The organism is Methanofollis sp. W23, from assembly GCF_017875325.1.
Lineage (GTDB): Archaea > Halobacteriota > Methanomicrobia > Methanomicrobiales > Methanofollaceae > Methanofollis.
Genome location: NZ_JAGGMN010000001.1, coordinates 54313 through 75953, shown reverse-complemented (window position 1 = coordinate 75953; position 21641 = coordinate 54313). Strand labels below are relative to the sequence as shown.

General features: G+C 58.2%; 15 protein-coding genes. 9 read left to right on the top strand and 6 right to left on the bottom strand.

Features of this window, described 5'->3' with window-relative positions; genetic code table 11:
* Nucleotides 1–9: 9 nt before the first annotated feature.
* Entirely contained in the window at nucleotides 10–849 is an 840-nt protein-coding gene (locus J2129_RS00310; protein WP_209628536.1) for a MerR family transcriptional regulator, read from the top strand.
* Nucleotides 850–2675: 1826 nt separating this feature from the next.
* On the opposite strand, the gene tmk is transcribed toward J2129_RS00310, so the two are convergent.
* Nucleotides 2676–3272: a dTMP kinase gene (gene tmk, locus J2129_RS00305; RefSeq protein ID WP_209628534.1), complete on the bottom strand. Its 597-nt coding sequence runs from the start codon at nucleotides 3270–3272 to the stop codon at nucleotides 2676–2678.
* The gene (locus tag J2129_RS00300) at nucleotides 3263–3910 is read right to left on the bottom strand and encodes a HisA/HisF-related TIM barrel protein (RefSeq protein ID WP_348632268.1); all 648 of its coding nucleotides are present in this window, start codon (nucleotides 3908–3910) and stop codon (nucleotides 3263–3265) included. The genes tmk and J2129_RS00300 overlap by 10 nt, the downstream gene beginning before the upstream one ends.
* Nucleotides 3911–3972: 62 nt before the next feature.
* On the opposite strand from J2129_RS00300, the gene J2129_RS00295 reads away from it, so the two are divergent.
* The 6 genes from J2129_RS00295 to J2129_RS00270 all read left to right on the top strand — a co-directional run bounded on the left by J2129_RS00295 (nucleotide 3973) and on the right by J2129_RS00270 (nucleotide 10542).
* On the top strand, nucleotides 3973–4659 hold the full coding sequence (locus tag J2129_RS00295) for a (5-formylfuran-3-yl)methyl phosphate synthase (protein WP_209628530.1): 687 nt from the start codon (nucleotides 3973–3975) through the stop codon (nucleotides 4657–4659).
* A gap of 5 nt (nucleotides 4660–4664) precedes the next feature.
* Nucleotides 4665–6131 carry an IMP dehydrogenase gene (guaB, locus tag J2129_RS00290; protein ID WP_209628528.1) on the top strand — a complete coding sequence of 489 codons (1467 nt, stop codon included), beginning with the start codon at nucleotides 4665–4667 and terminating at the stop codon, nucleotides 6129–6131.
* A gap of 44 nt (nucleotides 6132–6175) precedes the next feature.
* Nucleotides 6176–6811, top strand: coding sequence for an ArsR family transcriptional regulator (locus J2129_RS00285; protein WP_209628526.1), 636 nt, complete (start codon nucleotides 6176–6178; stop codon nucleotides 6809–6811).
* Nucleotides 6792–7175 carry an Hsp20/alpha crystallin family protein gene (locus J2129_RS00280; protein ID WP_209628524.1) on the top strand — a complete coding sequence of 128 codons (384 nt, stop codon included), beginning with the start codon at nucleotides 6792–6794 and terminating at the stop codon, nucleotides 7173–7175. Before J2129_RS00285 ends, J2129_RS00280 begins: the two co-directional genes overlap by 20 nt.
* Before the next feature lie 1014 nt (nucleotides 7176–8189).
* A complete protein-coding gene (locus J2129_RS00275) occupies nucleotides 8190–9584 on the top strand; it encodes a mannose-1-phosphate guanylyltransferase/mannose-6-phosphate isomerase (RefSeq protein WP_209628522.1) in 1395 nt (464 codons plus the stop codon).
* 13 nt (nucleotides 9585–9597) lie between these two features.
* Nucleotides 9598–10542, top strand: coding sequence for an SDR family oxidoreductase (locus tag J2129_RS00270; RefSeq protein WP_209628520.1), 945 nt, complete (start codon nucleotides 9598–9600; stop codon nucleotides 10540–10542).
* Between the two features lie 772 nt (nucleotides 10543–11314).
* Here J2129_RS00270 and J2129_RS00265 read toward each other — a convergent pair.
* Nucleotides 11315–12352 (bottom strand): polysaccharide deacetylase family protein, encoded by a 1038-nt coding sequence (locus J2129_RS00265; RefSeq protein ID WP_209628517.1) that lies wholly within the window; start codon nucleotides 12350–12352, stop codon nucleotides 11315–11317.
* A gap of 671 nt (nucleotides 12353–13023) precedes the next feature.
* Between J2129_RS00265 and J2129_RS00260 the strand changes: the two genes are divergently transcribed.
* Entirely contained in the window at nucleotides 13024–13722 is a 699-nt protein-coding gene (locus tag J2129_RS00260; RefSeq protein ID WP_209628515.1) for a GNAT family N-acetyltransferase, read from the top strand.
* 654 nt (nucleotides 13723–14376) lie between these two features.
* On the opposite strand, the gene J2129_RS00255 is transcribed toward J2129_RS00260, so the two are convergent.
* The 3 genes from J2129_RS00255 to J2129_RS00245 all read right to left on the bottom strand — a co-directional run bounded on the left by J2129_RS00255 (nucleotide 14377) and on the right by J2129_RS00245 (nucleotide 18949).
* Complete coding sequence (locus J2129_RS00255; RefSeq protein ID WP_209628513.1) at nucleotides 14377–16152, bottom strand: asparagine synthase-related protein; 1776 nt, start codon at nucleotides 16150–16152, stop codon at nucleotides 14377–14379.
* Nucleotides 16143–17597, bottom strand: coding sequence for an oligosaccharide flippase family protein (locus tag J2129_RS00250; protein ID WP_209628510.1), 1455 nt, complete (start codon nucleotides 17595–17597; stop codon nucleotides 16143–16145). The genes J2129_RS00255 and J2129_RS00250 overlap by 10 nt, the downstream gene beginning before the upstream one ends.
* Before the next feature lie 107 nt (nucleotides 17598–17704).
* Nucleotides 17705–18949 carry a glycosyltransferase family 4 protein gene (locus J2129_RS00245; protein WP_209628508.1) on the bottom strand — a complete coding sequence of 415 codons (1245 nt, stop codon included), beginning with the start codon at nucleotides 18947–18949 and terminating at the stop codon, nucleotides 17705–17707.
* 601 nt (nucleotides 18950–19550) lie between these two features.
* Here J2129_RS00245 and J2129_RS00240 point away from each other — a divergent pair.
* Nucleotides 19551–20948, top strand: a complete 1398-nt coding sequence (locus tag J2129_RS00240; protein WP_209628506.1) for a glycosyl hydrolase family 28-related protein — start codon at nucleotides 19551–19553, stop codon at nucleotides 20946–20948.
* The last annotated feature ends 693 nt before the right edge of the window (nucleotides 20949–21641 follow it).

Here is a 21641-nt window from a genome sequence, read left to right as displayed (position 1 = left end):
GATCATACCATGCCAATCGATCAGATCCCGATCGGGAAGTTCTCGCACCTGACCAGGCTCTCGAAGAAAGCCCTGCACTGCTACGACCAGAAGGGGCTGCTGGTGCCGGTGGCAAAGGACCTCTGTTCGGGCTACCGGTATTATGCGATCGCCCAGATCGACCGGGCCGTCAGGATCCGCACCCTTGCTGGCCTCGGGTTCTCGTTGGACGAGGTGGAGGCCGTCCTCGACGCCATGGACAAAGAGGAGACCGAGGCCATTGCAGGACTCATGCAGATGCGGCGCCGTGCCGTCAGGCAGGAGATCGATCGGTTGCATGGTGTGGAACGGGTGCTGTCGTCAGCAGACCCGTTGAAGGAGTTGTTCAAGATGTCACTCTCTGAATGGACAATCAAGGAAGTCGCGCCCCTGCGCGTCATCTCAACCCGCAAGAAAGGAGCATATGCAGAGGTCACCGGCCCGATGATCGAGCGGCTCTGCCAGGAGGTCGCCCTCCCGGAGAACAGAAACGCCATGGTGAAGGTCACCGGCACCGTCATCTCGATCTGTCATGCCGGAGACGAGAACGGAAGCGACTGCGATATCGAGGTGGCCCTCCCGGTCGCGGGAGCGGTGACGGTCAGGGACCCGGGCGTCGAGGTGCGAAGGCTGCCAGGGTGCCAGGTCCTCTCTGTGCTGTACCAGGGACCGCATGAGAACCTCCCGCGGGCCCACCGGCAGGTGAGAGAGTATCTCGACGCCCACGCCCTGCACCAGACCGGGCCTGAGCGTGAGGTCTATCTCAATGACCCGGCAGAGTCCGCGGCCGCAGACCTCATGACCGAGATCCAGTACCCGGTCGAGGACTGAACCTGGCACAGGGGCCTCCATTTTTGGCCCTGAGAATCACGCATGAACCGAGAGCACGCCTCAGGCATATCGCAGGAGCACTGTTCTGAGCGGCGTTCCAAGATGGGGGAGGATCCCTGATCCCTTTCTTCATGTCAGGGCGGCGGGGAGGGTGCTCCACAATCCCCGTCCCTCCCCTATCTTTGTCATGGGGGGTTCCAGGGAGAGCATGAAGAAAGTGTTGTCATCCCCGGCGCTTTTGTTCATGTGGGGGACCATGGGACAGTCAGACCCCCATACAGAGACCAGTGCAGACGATTTCTTTACGCCCTAAAATTTCTATTGTTCAGGTGCATTCTTTTGGCAACTTTTTGTTCTTGACTTGCCACTTGCCGCCCCCCGGATCCTCGAAAATCAAGGATTCACAGGCTCTGTAGAAATTCTCCTAGTTCCTCACGGTGGCGGGGGCCGGTAATACTCCCTTCATATTCAATATGTGCCTTCCAAGTCCCATCTCCATCCAGGGGGCCCGGGCGGCACTCGTCCCCGGCGAGAAGATAGAGGAAGGTGGTTAAATCGCGCTCGCACCGAGAATTGACGAGGGTTTCCACAGGGCTGATTCACGGAAGATTGAAGATCTTCCTTCCAAGAAAATGCTCCACATTTTTCTTTCAGCGGGAATCTTTGATTCCCCGTGTTTTCATGCTCTTTTCAGTCATCCCACATCATGATAGGACTGAGGACGGAGACACCCTCTTCTCTTCATGGTCATCAATGGTGCCTTCCATGCTCAATCTTCTGAGGTGCGGAAGTGTCGCTCCCGACGCGCGTGAGCAGATTAGAATTGTTTCTCCTCTGGGCTGTCCTGGAAAAAGACATACCCCCCTCAAAATGAGGACCAGCACGATTCTTACCGATCGCTGAAACTCGAGTTTGCCATCTGGCTTCTGGAGGTACTTCATGCCTCTTAAATATCCACAATAGTGACTCTGTAGAATTTTTCATGAGGCGAAAGAACGCCTCAAGCATATGGGATGAAAATATCATCTCAGAACTGGATCGAGTCTTGACCTTCATCCTTGCGAACAGAGAACCATCACAGTGGTTTACCATGAAAATGATCTCGAAGATCCCCTCTATAGGTTTGAATGAAGATTTGATCACACCCAGGGGCTCTGCCCCCAGACCCCATGGATGAAGAGAGGGCCGGGAAGGCGAAGGGCTGATCATTCAGAAGATGCTTCTGCCCTCTGCATATCAGTCGTGAGAAGGCTGGCGCAAGCCTTTGGGAAGGCACGTCGATCAGATGGCCGCCCTCATTGGAGAATCTTCCTTGGAATCTCGCGCCGGGGGGTTGCACCCCCCTGACCTCCCACGACGAAGAGAGAGGTGGGGGCGGCAATGAAGTGGTGGTCCCATGTAGGTCCTGCTCTGAAGAGAGAGCAAGGATCCATAACCCGGAGACCACCAAGAATTTTCATCGCGTATGCGTGAGCCCGGGGTTCATGCCCAATTCTACAAAGCCGTTTTTCCAAATCCCTGGAATTGTGGCTCTGTAGAAACCCTCACAAATTCTTGGTGTGACCGTAACTCACGCCTTCCCATATATATCGCGCCGGGGGCTCCGCCCCCGGACCCCAGAGACGAAGATAGGGCAGGGAAGGCACAATAGACAAATATTTGGGGTTGCAGTCCTCGCCCTATCGTATTGCGGGGGGACCGGGGGGCGGCCAAGCCCCCCGCCAAAGATACCTGTCCTGAGGAATTCTACAGAGCCGGGATCGTCAAATTCTATTTCGCCACAATCAGAGAGATTTGAGCGGGGTGGCAAACTGAGGTTGAAACGATCACCTGGCCGCGCCCGCGCGCCGCCTGACCTCGGCGGCGACGAACGCACGTACTTCGTCGGCAGGGAGCATGGCGTCGACCAGGACGAACCGTTCGGGGTCGGCCGCGGCGAGGGCCAGGAAATTCTGCTGGACCTCTTCGAGGACCGATGCCTCCTCGAAGTGCTCTCGGTTTGCTTTGAGCCTGGTCACCGCCTCCTCGACCGGGAGGACGCAAAGGAAGGTGAGGTCAGGGACGACCGTGAAAGGAGCGTGCACCGCCTTGAGCCACCCGAGAGGGTCGGGAAGAAGACCTTTGAGCGTCACCGCCTGGTAGGCATAGCGCGAGTCAGAGTAGCGGTCAGAGACGACGACCCGCCCGGCGGCCAGCCCAGGCCTGACGACATGCCTGAGATGCGCGGCATGGTCGGCGATGAAGAGGAGGCACTCGGTCATGGGGTCGTCGTTCTCAGCGATGGACCGGCGCACGGCCTCCCCAACCCAGGTGGCCCCGGGCTCACGCGTGACCACGGGGTCGAGGTCGGCAAGGGCGCCGGCAAGCCCTTTCACCAACGTGCTCTTTCCGCTCCCATCGATCCCCTCGACGGTCACGAGCATGTCCGCCCCTCCTGCAGCCACTCGAGCGGGATCTCGCCCTTGTGAACCCCGGTCGCCACGATCGCCCCGTCAAACCCTGCGCCCTCAAGCATATCGAGGTGGCGCACTCCAGCCACGCCGCCGCCCCAGAGGAGGCGGCCCGAATACGCCGCGCGCAGGACTTCGAGATCGTCGGGGAGGCCGCACCCGGTCCCGACCCCGCCGATATTGAGGAGGATACACCCGGCAAAGGGGAGAGATTCGGCTCGCTTCAGCACCTCGACCGGGGGTTCGCCCTTCGGGATCACGAGGCCGTCTTTGACGTCCACCGAGAGGAAACAGCCCGCATACCCGGAGAGGTCCTCGCCAACGGTCTCGGTCCCGACGACATTGGTCACCCCCTCCATCAGGTCGGCAGGCGTGCGGCAGCCGCGGTCGAGATAACAGTGCTTCACCATGCCCGCGAGGCGTCTGATCACTTCGTCATGGTCCCCTACTCCCTCGATCCGGTCGAGGTCGGCGATATACAGGGACCGGGGCGCAAGTTCCCTGAGGTAGGCCTCAGGCTCTGCCGTGGGGGAGAGTCCCCATGTAAGCGGGGCGTACGTCTCCCGTTGTCCTTTTGCGCCATGGACAACACAACCCCCCTTCAGGTCCATTGCAAGAATACATTCCATGTGCTCAACGTAATCACTATTAGGATAAAAGATCATTAATTTCTATGCGATTATTGGTCAGCCCAAGCAGTATCGAAGAGGCTCGATCCGCTCTCTCCGCAGACATTGTTGACGTGAAAAAGCCGTCAGAGGGTTCGCTCGGCGCCAATTTCCCCTGGGTGATCCGTGCGATCAAGGAGATGGCAGAGAAGCCCGTCAGTGCTGCCATAGGCGATTTTGACTACAAACCTGGAACCGCCGCACTCGCGGCATACGGGGCGGCGTGCGCCGGTGCTGACTACATCAAGGTCGGGCTCATGTTCGACGGCAAGGAAAAGGCCTACGAGTTGAGTAAGGCCATCGTAAAGGCCGTCAAGGATGAATTCCCCGAGAAGATCGTCGTCATCGCCGCATATTCCGACTACCAGCGCCTTGGCACCATCTCGCCCTTCGTCGCCGCAGAGGCCGCGGCAGACGCCGGCGCCGATGTCGCCATGATCGACACCGGGAAGAAAGACGGCAAGAGCACCTTCTCTTTCATGGACGCAGATATGCTCGCCGCCTTCACCGAACAGAACCGGAGCCGGGGGCTTGAGACTGCGCTTGCGGGCTCATTGAAGTTCGAGGACCTCACCGCCCTCAAGACCATCGACCCAGAGATCATCGGGGTGCGCGGGATGGTCTGCGGCGGGGACCGGTCCGACTCCATCAGACCCGAACTGGTGGAGAAGGCCCTGGCAATGCTCAGGTGAAGACGATGTTCACAGAAAAACTTGAGATCCCAACCGCCCTCACCTTCGACGACGTCCTTCTCAAGCCGGCGGCGTCGTACGTCGAGCCGTACAACACCGATGTGCACGCGGTCTTCTCAAAGAACGTCCCGCTGAACATCCCGATCGTCTCCGCGGCGATGGATACCGTGACCGAGTCAGAAATGGCCATCGCCCTTGCCCGCCTCGGCGGGATCGGGGTGATCCACCGGAACATGAAGCCCGACCGTCAGGTCGAAGAGGTGATCAGGGTCAAGCATGCCGAGGACCTTATCGAGCGCGAAGTGCTCTCGGTCGGGCCCGACGCCACCCTCAATGAGGTGGAGGCGCTGATGAACCGGCACGGGATCAGCGGGGTGCCGGTGATCAAGGAGAAGCGGCTCGTGGGGATCGTCTCCAGGCGCGACATCAGGGCGATCCTGCATGTGCGCGGCGACGAACCGATCGCCTCGATCATGACCAGAGAACCGATCACCGCCCGCGAGGAGGTCACCGCCTCTGAGGCACTGGAGACGATGTACGCCAACAAGGTCGAGCGTCTGCCAGTGACCAACGGCAACGGGAGACTCCTCGGGATCATCACGATGCAGGATATCCTGGAGAAGCGTTCGTTCCCGCAGGCAAACCGCGACGCCTCCGGAAGCCTGAGAGTGGCCGCAGGGGTTGGGCCTTTCGACCTGGAGCGGGCAATAATGCTTGACGAGGCCGGGGTCGATGTGGTGGCCGTGGACTGCGCCCATGGCCACAACATGCATGTGGTCGAGGCCGTCAGGAACATCAAGGGTAGCGTGAAGGCCGACGTCGTCGCGGGCAATATTGCGACGGCAGAGGCCGCCGAGGCCCTTGCCGACACGGTCGACGGGCTGAAGGTAGGGATCGGGCCCGGCTCGATCTGCACCACCAGGATCGTGGCCGGGGTCGGGGTGCCGCAGGTGACGGCGATCGCGAGTGTCGCCGAGGTGGCCTCGCCGCTCGGGATCCCGGTCATCGCCGACGGCGGGGTGCGCTACTCAGGCGACATCGCCAAGGCCATCGCCGCAGGTGCCAACTCGGTGATGATGGGCAGTCTCCTTGCCGGGACCGACGAGGCACCCGGACGGCTCATCGCAATGCAGGGCAGGAAGTACAAGCAGTACCGCGGCATGGGATCGCTTGGCGTGATGAGCGGCGGCGAGTCCTCTGACCGCTACTTCCAGAAGAAGGGGATTGGCAGGACAAAGTACGTCCCTGAAGGGGTCGAAGGGGCGATCCCGTATGTCGGAAAGGTCTCAGAGGTCGTGTACCAGCTCATCGGCGGGTTGAAGGCCGCGATGGGGTATACGGGATCAGAGACAATCGACGCCCTCAGGACCAGGGCGCAGTTTGTCAGGATCACCCCCGCAGGGATGGGCGAGTCGCACCCGCACAATATCCTCATCACCGACGAGGCCCCGAACTACCGGCAGATGGGATAAACTCCTCATTTTTTAAATACGATGAACACTAACATCAGGTAAAGATGCTTGAGAGCACCGAGACCTCCCGCATCCTCGATATCCTGGGAAACCGCAACAGGAGAAGAATCCTTGATCTCCTCAGACAGAAGCCCTGTTTTGTCACCGAGATCTCTGACCGACTGATGATCTCGCCAAAGGCGGTGATCGAACATCTCCAGTTGATGGAACAGGAACGGATCCTCTCCTCCTTCCACGACGACCGGCGGCGGAAGTATTATTGCCTGACACAGGAGATCAGGATTGATGTCCATCTCAGCAAGAGTGATGATCCGGTCCCGCGCCTCAGGCCGGCCGAGAGCGCCGAGGGAAAATACCTGGCCTCTTTATACACCCTTGCCAGGATGCTCAGGGCGCGCGACCGTCTGATCGCCGACCTTGAAGTGGTCGAGCGCGAGATCGATATCAAGATGAATGACATCGTCAGGTACAGCCATACCCTCCTCACCAACGAGACCGAGATGGACCTGGTGCTGGCCCTGGCACGCTGCACGCTCACCCTGCGAGATCTTGAAGAATATACCGGCATGGACGCCGAGCCGGTCGAGAGAATGCTCAGAGACCTGATCATAAAGGGTATCGTCGAACAGAATGGTAACGAGTACATGTTACGTGGTCCTTATGTCAAACAATCCCTATGACGAAATATTCAAACACCTGGCAGAGATCCTGAAGGACGCCCTGAATGAGAGCGGTGGAAAGCCGAAGGTCATCGGGTGTGCCATCATCACCGGCGGGGGCGGGCCAGAGCCCGAGCCCGAGGCCCATGACGACGACGGGATCGATTACGAGGTGACAGAGAGCGACCAGTGCGTCTATATCACCGCCTCGATCCCCCCGGAGTGCGAGGACCAGGTCTCCGCGGCGATCGAGGGGAAGGTGGTCACCCTCATGATCGGCGAGACGCAGGAGACGATCGACCTTGACACCGAGGTCGACGAGGAGCAGAGTTCAGTCTCGTGCAACCACGGCGTCCTCGACGTCGTCTGTGTGAAGACTGAGTGAATCATTTCACCTTTTTTTGGCCCTGGAGAACCCCTTACAATTCCCGGCGCGAACGTGACCCCCGCGGATGAAGAGGGGCGGAGGATTGCGCCCCATCTTCATGGTTTGTTTTATCTCTGTCCTCCCGACCCTATCGCCATCCCAGGGGTCCGGGGGAGCCGCACCCACGGCGCGTATGGTGAGGAAAGGCACATCGATCAAACAGGCCACCCATAGAAAAACAAAGAGTTTCAGTCGCCATGAAGATCAGAATGCCGTCCACCCCCTATCTTCGCGCGGGGGGACCGGGGGGCGGCGCACTCCCCCGCCAAAGAGAACTGTCCTGAGGATTTCTACAGAGCTTTTTGTCCTTCATCTCGTGCCGGGGGAACCCCCCGGCCCCTCTGGAATGAAGATAGGCGAGGGGCAGCGATGGCTTGTGTTCCTGTCCACTGTCTCGTCTGAGGAGCGCGATCAAAGGTCTCGAAAGGTCCGACATTTGATGCATGACTTGCCACCAGGTGAGAACGTCTACACAGCCAGAATCTTCAGCTCCAGGATGAAGATCGGGCAGGGAAGGCATATTCGAAATCCCTGAAGAGGGATTGCCGTCCACGACCAATCGTGTTAGCAGGGGGCCCGGGGGGCGGGCGGCCAGGCTCCCCCCCAGAGATAGCTGTCCTGAGGGGGTCTCTACAGAGCCAGAATTTTCACCATCTCCCCACACCGTAGGGGGGACTCGAAGACTTCGTCATCCATGACAGAGATAGCAGTGATCATGATTGCGTAGTGTCTTCCATCATCCCCTGTCGCAATCTGGAGAGATCGGGAATCTCTGCATGCCACAAAGATCTGCTCAGAACCATTTCCATGCACTAACTCCAGGGGATCCCCCGACAGACACCAGATTCCACAAAACCTGAGAGATCACACCCCCTTCCTCCAGGACCGGCCCCAGGGGAGGCATCACCATTATATATGATCTTCATGGTATAGCCCTCAGGGAATTTTTCCATTCACAGAGAGGGGGGACAGATGAAGACCGTGATCCTTGCAGGAGGGACAGGGACCAGGCTCTTTCCCTTGAGCCGTTCCCATTTCCCAAAACAGTTTCTCCAGTACTTCGAGGGAGAGTCGCTCTTCCAGAAGACGCTCAAGAGGGCCATGCTCCTCTCGGCGCCCGACGAGGTGACGGTGGTCACCAATGCCGATCACCGGTTCCTGGTCATGGACCAGATGAAAGGGGTCGGCGCCGAGGAGTGCAGGGTCCTTGTCGAACCTGAGGGAAAAAACACTCTTCCTGCCGTGCTCTATGGGGTGAAAGATCTCCCTGGTGACGAGACGGTCGCGGTCTTCCCCTCTGACCATCTCGTCGAGGTCGACGAGGCCTACCGTAAGACGATGGACGCGGCCGAGAGCCTGGCAGAGGGGTATCTTGTCACCTTCGGGGTCCCTCCCCGCTCGCCGCATACGGGCTACGGCTACATCAGGCCAGGCACCAGGGTCGAAAGGGGGTACAGGGTCGACGCCTTTGTCGAAAAACCAGACTGCAAGACGGCAGAGCACTATCTTGCCGAGGGGTATCTCTGGAACTCAGGGATGTTCCTCTTCAACACCCGTCTCTTCCTTGAAGAATGCCGACGCCATATCCCTGAAGCCCTCGCTGCCTTTGAAAAACCACCCGAAGAGGCCTTCAGGCTGACACCGGCGATCTCGGTCGACTATGGGGTGATGGAGCGGACAAAGCGGGCGGCGGTCGTCCCCCTCTCCTCGGCATGGAGCGATGTGGGGAGTTTCGACGCCCTGTACACCCTTGCCAGGAAAGATCAGGAGGGGAATGTCGTCCATGGCGAACACCTCGGGATCGGGGGGCGAGAGAACTTCATCATCTCCGACCGCCTCGTCGCCACCATCGGGGTCTCTGAGATGGCGATCGTCGATACCAAGGACGTCCTCCTGGTCTGCCCGAAGGCCGAGGCCCAGAGGGTCGGCGAGGTCGTCGAGAGACTGCGCACTCTGGGGGACGCCCGCTGCGACTCTCACACCACGGTCTTCAGGCCCTGGGGGTCGTACACCCTCCTCGAACGTGGGCCTTCCTTCTCCATCAAACGGATCACCGTCCTCCCGGGCCGGCGGCTCTCCCTCCAGCTCCACCACCACCGGAGCGAGCACTGGGTGGTGGTGAGGGGCACGGCCCTTGTCTCCAACAATGGAAAGCAGTTCTTTGTCCGTTCAGGCGAGAGCACCTATGTCCCTGCCGGGGTAAAACACCGGCTCGAGAACCCAGGGCTGATCCCGCTCGAGGTGATCGAGGTCCAGAACGGCGAGCACATCACCGAGGACGACATCGTGAGGTACGACGACGACTTCAAACGTGAGTCCAGGCCAGAAGTGAGACCGGCAGTGCTATGTACCCATACGATACACTAAGGAACCGGATCGTATGAGATATGTCGTGACAGGGGGTGCGGGTTTTATCGGCTCCCATATTGCAGAGGCCCTCGCAGGAGAGCACGAGGTCGTGGTCATCGACGACCTCTCCACCGGTCACCGCGAGAACATCCAGGAGTTCGACCTTGAGTTCGTCGAGGGGAGCGTGACCGATCTTTCCCTCCTTCAGGAGGTCTTCAAGGGTGCCGACGGCGTCTTCCACCAGGCGGCGATCGCCTCGGTCCCGAAATCGGTCGACGACCCCCTTGCCACCCAGTCTGTCAACGAGACCGGGACGCTCAAGGTCCTCCTCGCGGCACGGGACGCCGGGGTGAGCAAGGTCGTCTTCGCCTCCTCATCGGCGGTATATGGCGAGGAGCCCACTCTCCCCAAACACGAGGGGATGCTCCCGGCCCCGGTCTCCCCGTACGCCATCTCCAAACTGACCGGCGAACATTATGAGGCAGTTTTCTCAAGACTTTTCGGGCTCAAGACCGTGGCACTCCGCTACTTCAATGTCTTCGGGCCGCGCCAGGACCCTTCCTCCCAGTACTCGGGGGTGATCTCTATCTTCACCGACCGGGTCAGGGCAGGCAGACCGGTCACCATCCATGGCGACGGCGGGCAGACCCGCGACTTCGTCTATGTGGCCGACGTGGTGCGGGCAAACCTCCTCGCGATGGAGCGGGACGTGACCGGGGTCTTCAACATCGCACGCGGACGCCAGACCGACCTCAACACCCTGGCCAGGAGCGTGATGGAGGCGGCAGGGCGCGAGGTGCCGGTGGAGTACGCCCCGGTCCGCCAGGGCGACGTCCGCCATTCGCGTGCCGATATCTCCCGCGCACGCAAAGAGCTTGGGTGGGCGCCCGAGTGGACGCTGGTGGACGGACTTGGGGAGACGATCCGGTGGGGCGATCAGGGCACAGATGAAGGGGAACAATCCCCTCGCCTCTGAACCCGCTGACCCAGGGCCCGGACATGCCTCCGGGCCCAGACTCTTTTTTTCCGAATATGAACTACGATCTTCTATCGGCCCTGTAGACGCAGGCATGAACCCCCGGCCCAGGCATACGCGGTGAAAATTTCATGTCACAGGGTCCGGGGCGTGGAAGGATCTGTGGTCATTCTCCCTGGACAGGGGACAGGCCAGAAATCTTGCCTCATGCCGCCCCCGGCAGGGGCGTAGGGGAGGGCGGGAGAGTGCTGGGATGATCTCCATGAAAATGATCCTGACGATCGACCAGGGAGATCTGTATGATGATTCCTCCTCCCCGGGATCCTCCATACCTGATATACGAACTCCAGAAACGCTCTCAGAATGATCGCCCGCCCTCAGCGCAACACTGTCACCGTCGTCTCGCACCGGAGACGGCACTGAGGCGGGGGTCTCACAGAGTGTCCCGTGCTGAAGGGGCGGGCACGGATCCACACACTCTGGAGACCCGCGATCCTCTTCATCCCATCTGCGTGAGCCCCAGGGTCATGCTCGATTCTATAGAGGGGTTCTATCCCAATTTTCGGTACGAAATGACTGAAGGTCTTTGAGGAGTGACCGCGGAGGAATTTTTGGCTCCTCCTCTTCTCGACTCCCTCGGACCGTCCACCAGGTCCCTCGAAGATCGGCCCTGTCACAGATCCCCTCGATGAATCTTTGTGGCGGGGGGATGTCTCCTTATCGCCGCCATTCCTGGAGTCAGGGAACTCTTGTGAGACCCTCCACCGAACTTTTATTCAGGCCGACTGTACCCTTCCCATGTGGCGATCTCGTCGCCTCCTGTCATCCAGGCACCCTTCTCCCTGCAGTAGCGCAAGACCTTCTCATAAAATTTCATCCCGTCCCCATTCAGGGAAGTGTTATGCCAGAGGAGAGTGATGACGCCATGGCACCGTTCCACCGTATCGATGAGATGCCTGACGAGGTCCCAGGACTGCCTGGGACCAAGGCGCATGTAGACCTCCAGGGTGCGGTCCATGACCGTGAGCGGGATCTCGACGATCCCGATCTCCTGGTGTTTTCTACCATGATAGGGCCTGAAAGGATAGCACATTCCGTTCCTGAACCCGGCACAATCGGCATAGCCAAATGTCGTGTCATAGAGGAACCCTGCCTGGTCCAGGAGTTCCCAGGTCTCAGGTGCCCTGAACCTGAGGAAGTGGTTCCGGTATCCGGCGACCGGTCGGCCAAGAACTCTCTCCATCCGCGCCTTCTCGTCTTTCAACTTCTGTAGGTCTGCATAGGCCTGATGCCCGCCATGGAGGCCCACCTCCCATCCATGGTCGGCGATCGTCCCGATCTCGCGGCCCAGGTCTTCTACCTGATAGGAATGGTCCTGGTCGCCGTCCTGGAGGGCGAGAAAGAAGAAAGTCGACGTAGCATCGTACTTCTCCTCAAGTGCGATAATCTCCTCGAAGTTGCAGAGGGGATATTTCGGGCCCCTCAGGTCTCTGACACCCTGCATCAGACCGGCCCTGTTCCCGCGTCCCAGGGCAAGGAGGAGGTCGAGCCCTTTTTTCGGGTACGACTGGTAGACGACATCGATGTCATGGGTGAGGCAGACCGCAAAGGGCTGGCCTTCAGGATATTCGGGATGATACCCCCGCTCAAAGAGGTAGTGTGAGACCCTGGGTTCGAAGACCTGCCGGTTGCTGCTCATATAGTGGGGGAAGCGGTCGTACCTGTCCCTGTATGGCGCCCCATACTCCTCTTCGCAGGTGAAGAGATGCCAGATCTCAGGGTCCTGTTGCAGGATCTCATGTATCTGCATAGTCTGTCCCGAGCTATGGACCGTACTTTTCTGGGTGATCAGGCGTTTTTTGGTGAGCGAAGAGGCCAATGGATCTGGTTCTGAAGGGCTAAGGTCCACTCGCGTGCCCTGCCGTAGGACGGGCGCCATACATATATGGCAATATCTATATACATATAATTATATCCCCCGTGTGAGATATCGTCGGATTGGATCGATTGTCAGTCTGCAGAAAGAATGATGCAGCATGGAGAGGATCCTGACGTGCGAGAACACTTTGCGACAGGGGGAAGAGAGGGCATCTCTTTGTGATCATGCTGATGCCCCCCTCCCCAGATACGTAGTAGAACTGCATATCAGAGTAATAGATCAGGAAGGAAATTATGAAAAATAGTGCCAGTACACGCGATCTTCCTGTTAGAGTATTGGAACCCGGGGAATATCCTTTATGGGACAAATATGTCCATACATCCCCGTCTGGATCCCTTTTTCATACCTCTCAATGGCTCAAGACGGTCAGTAGCCTGCAAGGGGTAGAATACAGGATCTATGGGTGCTGGGTGGGGGACAACCTGGCGGGGGGGTGCCCCCTGTTTATGCGAAAGATGGGGATGTTTACCATAGGCACTTCCATCCCACCGATGACGCCATTTGGCGGGGTTCTCTTCGCGCCCCCTGATTCGGTCCCCAGTATGGCAAAAGAGAGATGGAAAACCACTGTAACCCAATCCCTTATCAAAAATCTCGGCAACGGTGGGGTCGACAGCATCCACATCGTCAACACCCCGGGGTACACCGACATCAGGCCATTCCTCTGGGAGGGATGGGACCCTGGCGTCTTTTACACCTATTACCTGAGCCCCGAGACCCTTCAACTCTCAAGAAATGCGAGGCGCAATCTGAAAAAAGCAGGAGAGAATAATATCTCAATAAGGGCGTCAGAGGATATCGCCGAATTTTGTTCCCTGTTTGCCGAGACCTTCAGGCGCCGCGGCACCTCCCCTGCGGTGAGTATCGAGTTCCTCAAGGGGGTGTTCGACACCTTCTCCCGCTCTGGCCAGTGCAGACTGATGGTCGCGGAGAACGCGTCCGGCGAGATGATCGGGGGGGATCTCTATCTCACATTTCTGCAGAAGGCCTGCCGGTGGGCGGCCGTCACTTCTCCTGAATTACGGGCATGCGGGGGTTCGTTTCTCCTGGTCAGAGACTCGCTCAGGGAACTGGAAGAACAGGGGTGTGGGCAGGTCAATATGATGACGGCAAATCTCCCATTTCTCTCGGAATTTACGATGAATTTCGGGGCACGTCTCGTCCCGTACTACGGGGCAACCACTCGTTCGCCCCGTTTCAAGCGGATCGCAACGTTAAAAAGTCTTTTTTCGCCAGGGTAAAATTTCCCAGAACTGCAGGGGGTCGATCACCCCCATCTCTCGCTGATCAGGAGAGAGGGGCAGGGATAAATCAGCCCTGGAGAATCAGGCATGAACCCCTGGTTCACGCATACGGGACGAAGATGAGTGGGTCTCCAGGCCCCCGCGTGAGCGCAGGACACCACTCACCTGCCGCCCCACCCCTCTCCTCGCCGTGAGGGACCTCCAGGAGGAGTGCTCCCAGGGCGAGATGGCAGGGACGATTCTACGATCTGGGGCGGCACACCCGATCATGCTGAAGACGTCTCTCTCATCTGCATATCATCTTCGACGAAATCGGGATGGTTCAAATTCTCATAAAAACCAGGAAAGAGTATCGTCAGGATCATGTTCATGGTAAACCCTTTGCCTATTTCCCCAAGGGGCAACTGAGTCATCTTCCCGCCTCTCCACGCGATCGAGAGGCGGTGGACGGCATTACGCTCTTCATGGTGATTGAATATGTCTTCCAGGCCCTCTCTTCCTCATGGGGGTGCGGGCGGCACGCGCCCCCGGCCAGAGAGGGGGGAATGGTGAGGGATTCTACAGAATCGTATTTTGTAAGATGACGCAGGTCCGCTGAACATTCCTGTCATCCACCCAGCAGGGGAGGGGATCTGCCACGACAGATCGGGATCATCTCCTCCCCCCTTCTTCGACACCCCCCTCTTCTTTCCCAGGATGCTCCAGGCCGACCTCTCCGAGACCCGCCTCCCGGAGGAAGCAGACCCCGGTCTGTCTGACCAGATACTCAATATTCAACAGTCCGATGATATTCGCCCCCCTCAGGCCGGCGTCCCGGCCGCCTATCACCTGCCTGATGGCCGGATACTCAGGGCAGACGTCCAGGCGGTCGGAGAAACGGTCCTCCAGCAACGGCTTGAGATCCCGCCACCAGCGTGAATAAAGTCCCATCTTGCTGATCCGGTCATACGGGACACGACACCGGCGAAGGGTGGTCAGGGCACGCGACAGGGCCGAAGAGTCAAAGGGTGTCGTGCACTCGATCTGCCTGAGACGAGAGAATTCTCCTGAGAACAGGCGTTCTCTGGCAAACCGTTTGTAGAGGCGCTGCCCGATACGGTACTGGACCGGAGTCTGGAGGAAAAAAGAGACAAACTCGAGGTCCCAGTACGGGAGACGCCATTCATATCCATAAAATTCATAGACGCGCATCGAGTTCAGGATATATTTGGCCTGTCTCTCATGAAAGTCAAAATAATCGATCATATCCGCCCCATTCACCTCGTCCCTGCGGGAAGGCTCTCCCAGGGGGGCAAGTGCCGCGTGGATCCGGTCCACGGCACACCGGCGCACGGTCGGGTCGTTCCCCCATGCGACATTTGAATAATGGACGTTGATCAGGTGGTCGTCGACCTCTCCGGCCGTGAAACCCAGACCTGGATCATAGGTCTCCGGGATCTTACAGCCTGAAAGCAGGTCAGACCCGTGTCCGGGTACAATGACCGAATTGTCAGGGATGAGGTCCCTCTCCTGCAGTGCACGCACCGCCGGCAGGTCCTGGACATGGGGAAGACACGCAAGATTGCCGGCATACCTGAAATACCGGTCCAGGTCTCCGGAATCATCAAGATCACGCCAGGTCTCAGGGGTATATTCGATAAAATGCCAGGGATATCCCATCACTCCAGCCACTCTCCGGCTGATCGAGGACTCAAGGTTATATCTGGACCCATACGTGAAGCAGGTCACTTCCCTAGCCCCGAGCCGACCGAGCATCGCCACCAGGATGCGGGAGTCCAGTCCTCCGCTCAGCGGGACGACAAGGTGTCGGCCCTCTGCCTCGGTGGTCTCGAGGAGACGGGAGAAGACGGCGGTGCAGATCGGATCCAGTTCGGCCACCAATTCTTCCTCAGACCTGTCAGGAACCTTCCTGCACCAGAAATGGAAGTACGGTGCCATGGTGATCTCCCCGGTCCTGCGGTCATATGCCATGCATGTGCCGGCAGGCAGTTGCCCCACATCTCCAAGCAGGGTGGACTGCCCGGTCACATACCCTGACAACAGAAATTCCAGGCAGTCTTCTTCATCAGGCCAGGCGGGGGAAAAGGAATGGAGGGCATGGACATCGTCTGAAATATACAGGGTTCCGTTCTCGGTCTTGAAAAACAACGGGATGCTTCTGATAGGATCTGTGGAGCAGACCACTGATTCGCCGTCATCCGCGACGATGGTAAAGATCCCGTTCAGGTCGGCAAGCAGGGCAAGGCACGGCGCAAGGTCTCCTCCTCTGCATTTTCTGAATGCGTCAAGAAAGAGCCTGGCAGTCTCCGCATCGTCCAGAAGGGCGGTGCGGTGATGGAGACGGCCCTTGATCCAGAAAGAAGTGTCATCATATTCTATCTTTCGCCATGGCGAATACCGATTTGACAACTGAACCGTTACACCCATTTTCGTTCCCCTCCAATAAGGTCAAAGAAGGTCGTCCTGAGACGATTGTCATACGAAATAATACATGCATAATAAATACCGGTCACAAGGACTGAGATGACCAGGAGCACAATCAAGGAGGATCCAAGAACCTTTACTGCCATGAGAGGCGAGGCGATCACGACCCCAAGAGCCCCGTACCTGGCAATAGTCGAGAGCGAAGTGAATAGGCTGATCCCTGAGAGCCGCAGGATCCAGATGTTCATGAACCCGGAGAAGAGGACACCGGTCGCAGAATATAGCAGGATCGTCAGGACCGGGTCGCCAGAGATCCCCCCGGCCACCAGCACCACGACCCTGGACACCAGGATGAGCAGGTTGAATGAGAGGTCGATGTTCTGTTTTTCAAGCACCGAAAATATGCTTGAGAGAGGAAGTGACAAGAAGACGAAGAAAAACCATGGGGCAAGGATCTGCGTAAATGTCCCGGCCATCAACCAGGCAGACCCGAAGACCAGGACAAAGAGATCTTCGGCAATGAGCATGGTGAGGAGCGTGGGGAAGACCCCCAGTTTGATCAGACTGGTGTGGACTGTCTGGACAAACTCTTTCACGTTCCCGGTCTGGTTCTGCACTTCACTTGCCTTCTGGAAGAACACCTGCGACGTGGAGATGCCAATGAGACGGACCGGCATGTTGACGGCCTGGTGGGCGAGGGCATAGAGCCCGGTGACCACCGGGCTGAAGAAGAACGCGAGCATGAAGGGGGTGACCTCAGAAGAAAGGGTATTGGTGAGGTTTGAACCGGTGTTGAAGAGGGGAAAGCGTCGATAGCGTGACGCAAGACTTTTCATCTTTTCCCTGTTGACGTCGGCCACCAGGTGACGGTCCTCTTTCATGCCCCTGATCATGACCAGGTCGGCGACGGCAAAACCCGCGATCATGCCGCCGAGAAGCCCCAGGGGTGAGGCTGCAAGGAGCCCTGCCCCGATCTGAACCGCCTTTGAGAAGGTGTTGTTCAGAACCTTTGAGAGGCCTATCACCCCATATCTGCCTTTTCGTGAGAGCCAATATGTCAGGATGAAGTAAATCACATTAAAACCTACAAGGATCGGCACAAAATAGGTGTAGTGACCAAACCCGACCACGCCGACCCTCTCCTCGATCAGGTCCGAACCCCCTATGAGCAGGACGGCGGTGACCAGGGTGATCAGGAGTGCAATCCCTAACGAGAGGACCAGCAGGTTTATGGAATCGCTGTCCTTTTTCGGGAGCATAAGCGCAAATTGATAGGAAAAAGGAGCGACTACGACAACGATCGCCGTGATGGACATGACCAGTTGAAAGATGCCGAAATCGATCGGAGCGTACAGACGGGTGATGATGGGGAGGAGAAGGAATCCCAGCACCTGCGCTACCACACTTGCAGATACCAGTTTCAGGACATTGACTGCAAATCGCGCCATAAGGTTCACCCTTCCTGCGGGGTTTTGTCTGATCTGAAGGTCATCTGGCAGGTCCTTTCGAGGGGGTCGTCCCCATATCCTCCATATTTCAACAGAGTGAACGATGGTCACCGCGGGTCATCGGTCTTGGCCCCAGATCTGAGGGCGGCAGTCGGGACGGGGACCTCGAGATCTGCCGCGGCCGCCTTTTCACAGACTGCAGAGACCTGTGCGGCCACATTCGCCCAGGTGTGGTGGTCCCGCACATAGGAGGCGGCACGTTCACCCATGGTCTGGCGCAGGTCATCTGAGGAAAGGAGCCTGATGACGGCCTCTGCAAGGGCACGGGGATCCTCGGGCCTGACCAGGACGCCCCCGCCAGAACGGACAAGCAATTCGCTGACGCCTGGAATGGCGCTGGCGACCACCGGCCTCCCGCATGCCATATATTCATAGACCTTCAGCGGCGAAAGTCCGATGACCGCGTTCCTCTCCCTCACAAACGGCGCAATGCAGATGTCTGACGCCTGTACACAGGCCGGAACCCGGGTATATGGGACAGGGCCATAAAAGATCAGGTAGTCTGAGACACCCAGGGCCTCTCCCATCCTGGTGCAGTCCTCCCTCATCACCCCGTCGCCGACCAGGAGCACACGGCAGTCAGGATGGGCCCTGACAATCGCCGGGACCGCCTGGACGATATACTGGAGTCCCTGCCATGGGGCAAAGTTCCCGACAAAGCAGAGATATCTAAAATCCTGCGAGAGTCCCATATGAGCCCGTGCATCGGCAGGGTCGCCTGGTCTGAAGAGGTCGGTGTTTGCTCCGTTTTCGATGACGCTGATCCGATCCGCTTCGGCCAGGCCTCCTTCCACGATCAGGCGCTTGATCCCCTCGGTGACCGCGACGACTCTGGCGGCGTGACCGAGGAGGTAGCGCTCTGACTTCTGGCAGATCTCAAGGTTGATCCGGTCTTTGATCGTGGTGGAAGAGCGGTTCTTGTTGATGAACTCTATTTCATCTGCAAAAAACCCATTTACCTCACATACTATCGGTTTTGCACCGAAAATTCTGGATATTGAAGAGGAGAGAGCCCCAAAAAGCGAAGTCCTCGAATATATCACGTCGACCTGGCCTGCACCAAACAGCCTGAAGAGTGCGCCCACGACACTGGCGTACATCGTGGTGAGGTTCGTATCGTCGATCGCAAGGCATGTGATAGATCCCTGGCCTGAGAACTCTGGTTCCTGCCCGGACAGGACATAGACCTGGTGACCAGAGCGTGCAAGCCCCCTGATGATCTCGTAGACATGGACCTGCCTCCCATTTATCGGGTCAGAGAGATCGAGCGGGTCGGCAATGAGGATCTTCAAGGGCTGACTCTCCTGGGATTTCATCTTCACCAGGCACCAATGCCCCCGACCTTCAGGTCGGGAATAGGATGCTCGATTCACCTCCGGTAGCGTTTTGCGATAGGGACCATGACAGAGAGGCGTACACACCATGGATGCCCCTCTTTCCTGGAGAAAACGGAACAGAGCCTTTTCCTGGCGCCAGAAATGCAGGTCTCCTCTTCATGCTGACCTCGCTGGAGTTTGAAAGATCGCCCTGGCAGGGAGCTTACCCGGCCAAAGAGAACTCTCTCATACGAGGGGGCCTCCAGGCCCGGGTCATCCAGGGTGGGGACGCACGCCGCCATAGGGGCAGGTCCGACCCATAGATGAAATACATAAAGCAATATATATATCTTATCCCATATACACTACGGTTCCAGGAGCCATATTCTGTTTCAAGATTGGAGAAAAATGCAATGGCCCTGGATGCGAGAATACGGACGTGTACTCCCTATAGTCGGTACAAGGCACCCGGACCGATCGGTCCTGCATCCTTATATGGTCTGGTGCACCAGGTGGGGGTTGATCATACCGGCTTTGTGGCTTCCTGACCAGAGAAAGAACTGGAAGAGAATGACAGATGCGTCTTGATATGGCCCATGGACTGCTCATCCTGATCATTGTCGTGCTCGCCCTGATGGTGGGCTACGACCTTCTCTCAGAGATCATCCTGTATGGGAGAGAGGAGAGACTGGAGAACGCGATCGTCATCGCCCCGGTCGGGTCTCCCTATGAGAACGAGGCTGCCTATCTCTGCGACGGGACCGACGATCAGGTCGAGATCAATGCCGCCCTTGAAGCGCTCCCCGAATCAGGGGGGCAGGTCTACCTGGTGGAAGGCACCTATCATTGCTCTGACTCGATACGGCCAGGGGCAAATGCGGTCCTGACCGGCGAGGGGGCCGACCTCACGGTGCTTCAGTTCTCAGGCTCGGCGTCGGTTGCGCTCACCAGAGGAGACAATGTCACCCTCTCCAGTTTTGGCGTGACCGGGAGCGGCCGGGTCTATATCTCCACCTCGCACAACCTGGTCGAGGACGTGGCAGTGACCGGGGTCGATGATTCCTATATCGCTTCATTCATGGTCTATGCGTACGACGAGGTGATCGAAGACGTCGCATTTGTCAATTGCGAGGCGGTCGACGGGGACAGATGGGGATTCGTCCATGACGGCGGGGGGACGACACATAGAGTCCGTGACATCACCTACACCGACTGCCGGGCCGTCAACTGTGGCCGATATGCCCAGTATTATGGGGAAGACCAGGAGCACACCGAGGCCTGGGATGTCGGGTTCGACGTTGCCGAATCACTCCAATCGGCAGAGAATATCACCTATATCGATTGTAGTGCAAGCGGATGCTGGGAATCGGGATTTCATGTCGAACCCGACACGGTGCTCCGTTCGATCCGGTTCATCGGGTGTGAGGCAAGAGATAATGGTCAGAAACAGAAGAGTGGCGGAGGGACTGCGGATTTCGGGGCGGGGTTCCTTATCAACGAGGAAACAACGCTGGAAAGATGTCTTTCAGCCGACAACCTGGTGGGGTTCGACTGTTCGGCGGCGGACGGGAGTGTCCTGGTCGAGTGCAAGGACGAGCGATCAGAAAAAGGGTTTCGGATCCACAGCATCGGTGAGAAGGGCCTGACACTCCGTTCGTGCCAGACCGAGGCTACCGAGTATCCGGTCTATATCTGGACCGGCACGACCAGGAATGTCCTGATCGAGGGGATGACAATCCACTCTGCGACGCCGCACCCTTCACCTGCCATCACCATCGACGCCCTTGCAAAGGACCCGGCCGAGATCCTGATCACCGGCTCCAGGATAGAGGGGTATGCCCTGGGGGTGAAGAATGAGGCAGAGATACGGGGACAGGTGAGGGTGGAGAATCTCATCATAGGGGAGGCGACAGAGGACTGCATCGGGTGCGCCGGCACCTCGATCCCTCTCTTCCCTGAGGCGGGAGGGCTGTAGGTCGTCTTTCACCGCCGCCCTGAACCCCGGCTTACAGGGCCGGGCTTTTTTTGGCGGGAGAGCGGGCAGGGGTTCACGCCATCGGCACAGAGTATTTTTCGATGAACATATCCCCACATCGCTCCTGGAGTGAGCATCTCCTCGGACCTCAGCGCCTCCTTCCAGATATTCCGGCGTTGTAGATCGCCTCTTGATGGTTCTCGCTACGGGGGGCTGGCCGCCTCCCGCACCCCCGCGAATGAAAATTGGCGGGGGAACCGCATCCTGTCTTCACGATCATCACTCTGTCCTCCCGCCCCATTCGCCATCCCAGAGGGTCAGGGGGCGCAGCGCCCCTGGCGCGGTGGTAGGGGAGGGCATGAACCCATAGGTGGGTAACGAATTTTCAGGGAGTGAGAAAGCAGGAGAGTGTTTGGATGACCTCCATAACCAAAAATTGCATTTTATGAGTACGATCCTGAGATCGGCTCATGACAGGGCCAAAAGACCGGTCTCAGGCGGTCGCCCCAGGAGCATTGACCTGAAATTCTGGGGACGAGATCCTGTACCGCCACACCGGACATATTTCGATGCAGCGCGGTTTTGCGCGTTATTCTTCATTTTTAATGCCCCCATTCACGTCCTTCCCCCATCCAGGACTGCATGACGATGTATTCGAGAAAAAATGATCAGTCGCGAGATTTAAGGGGCACT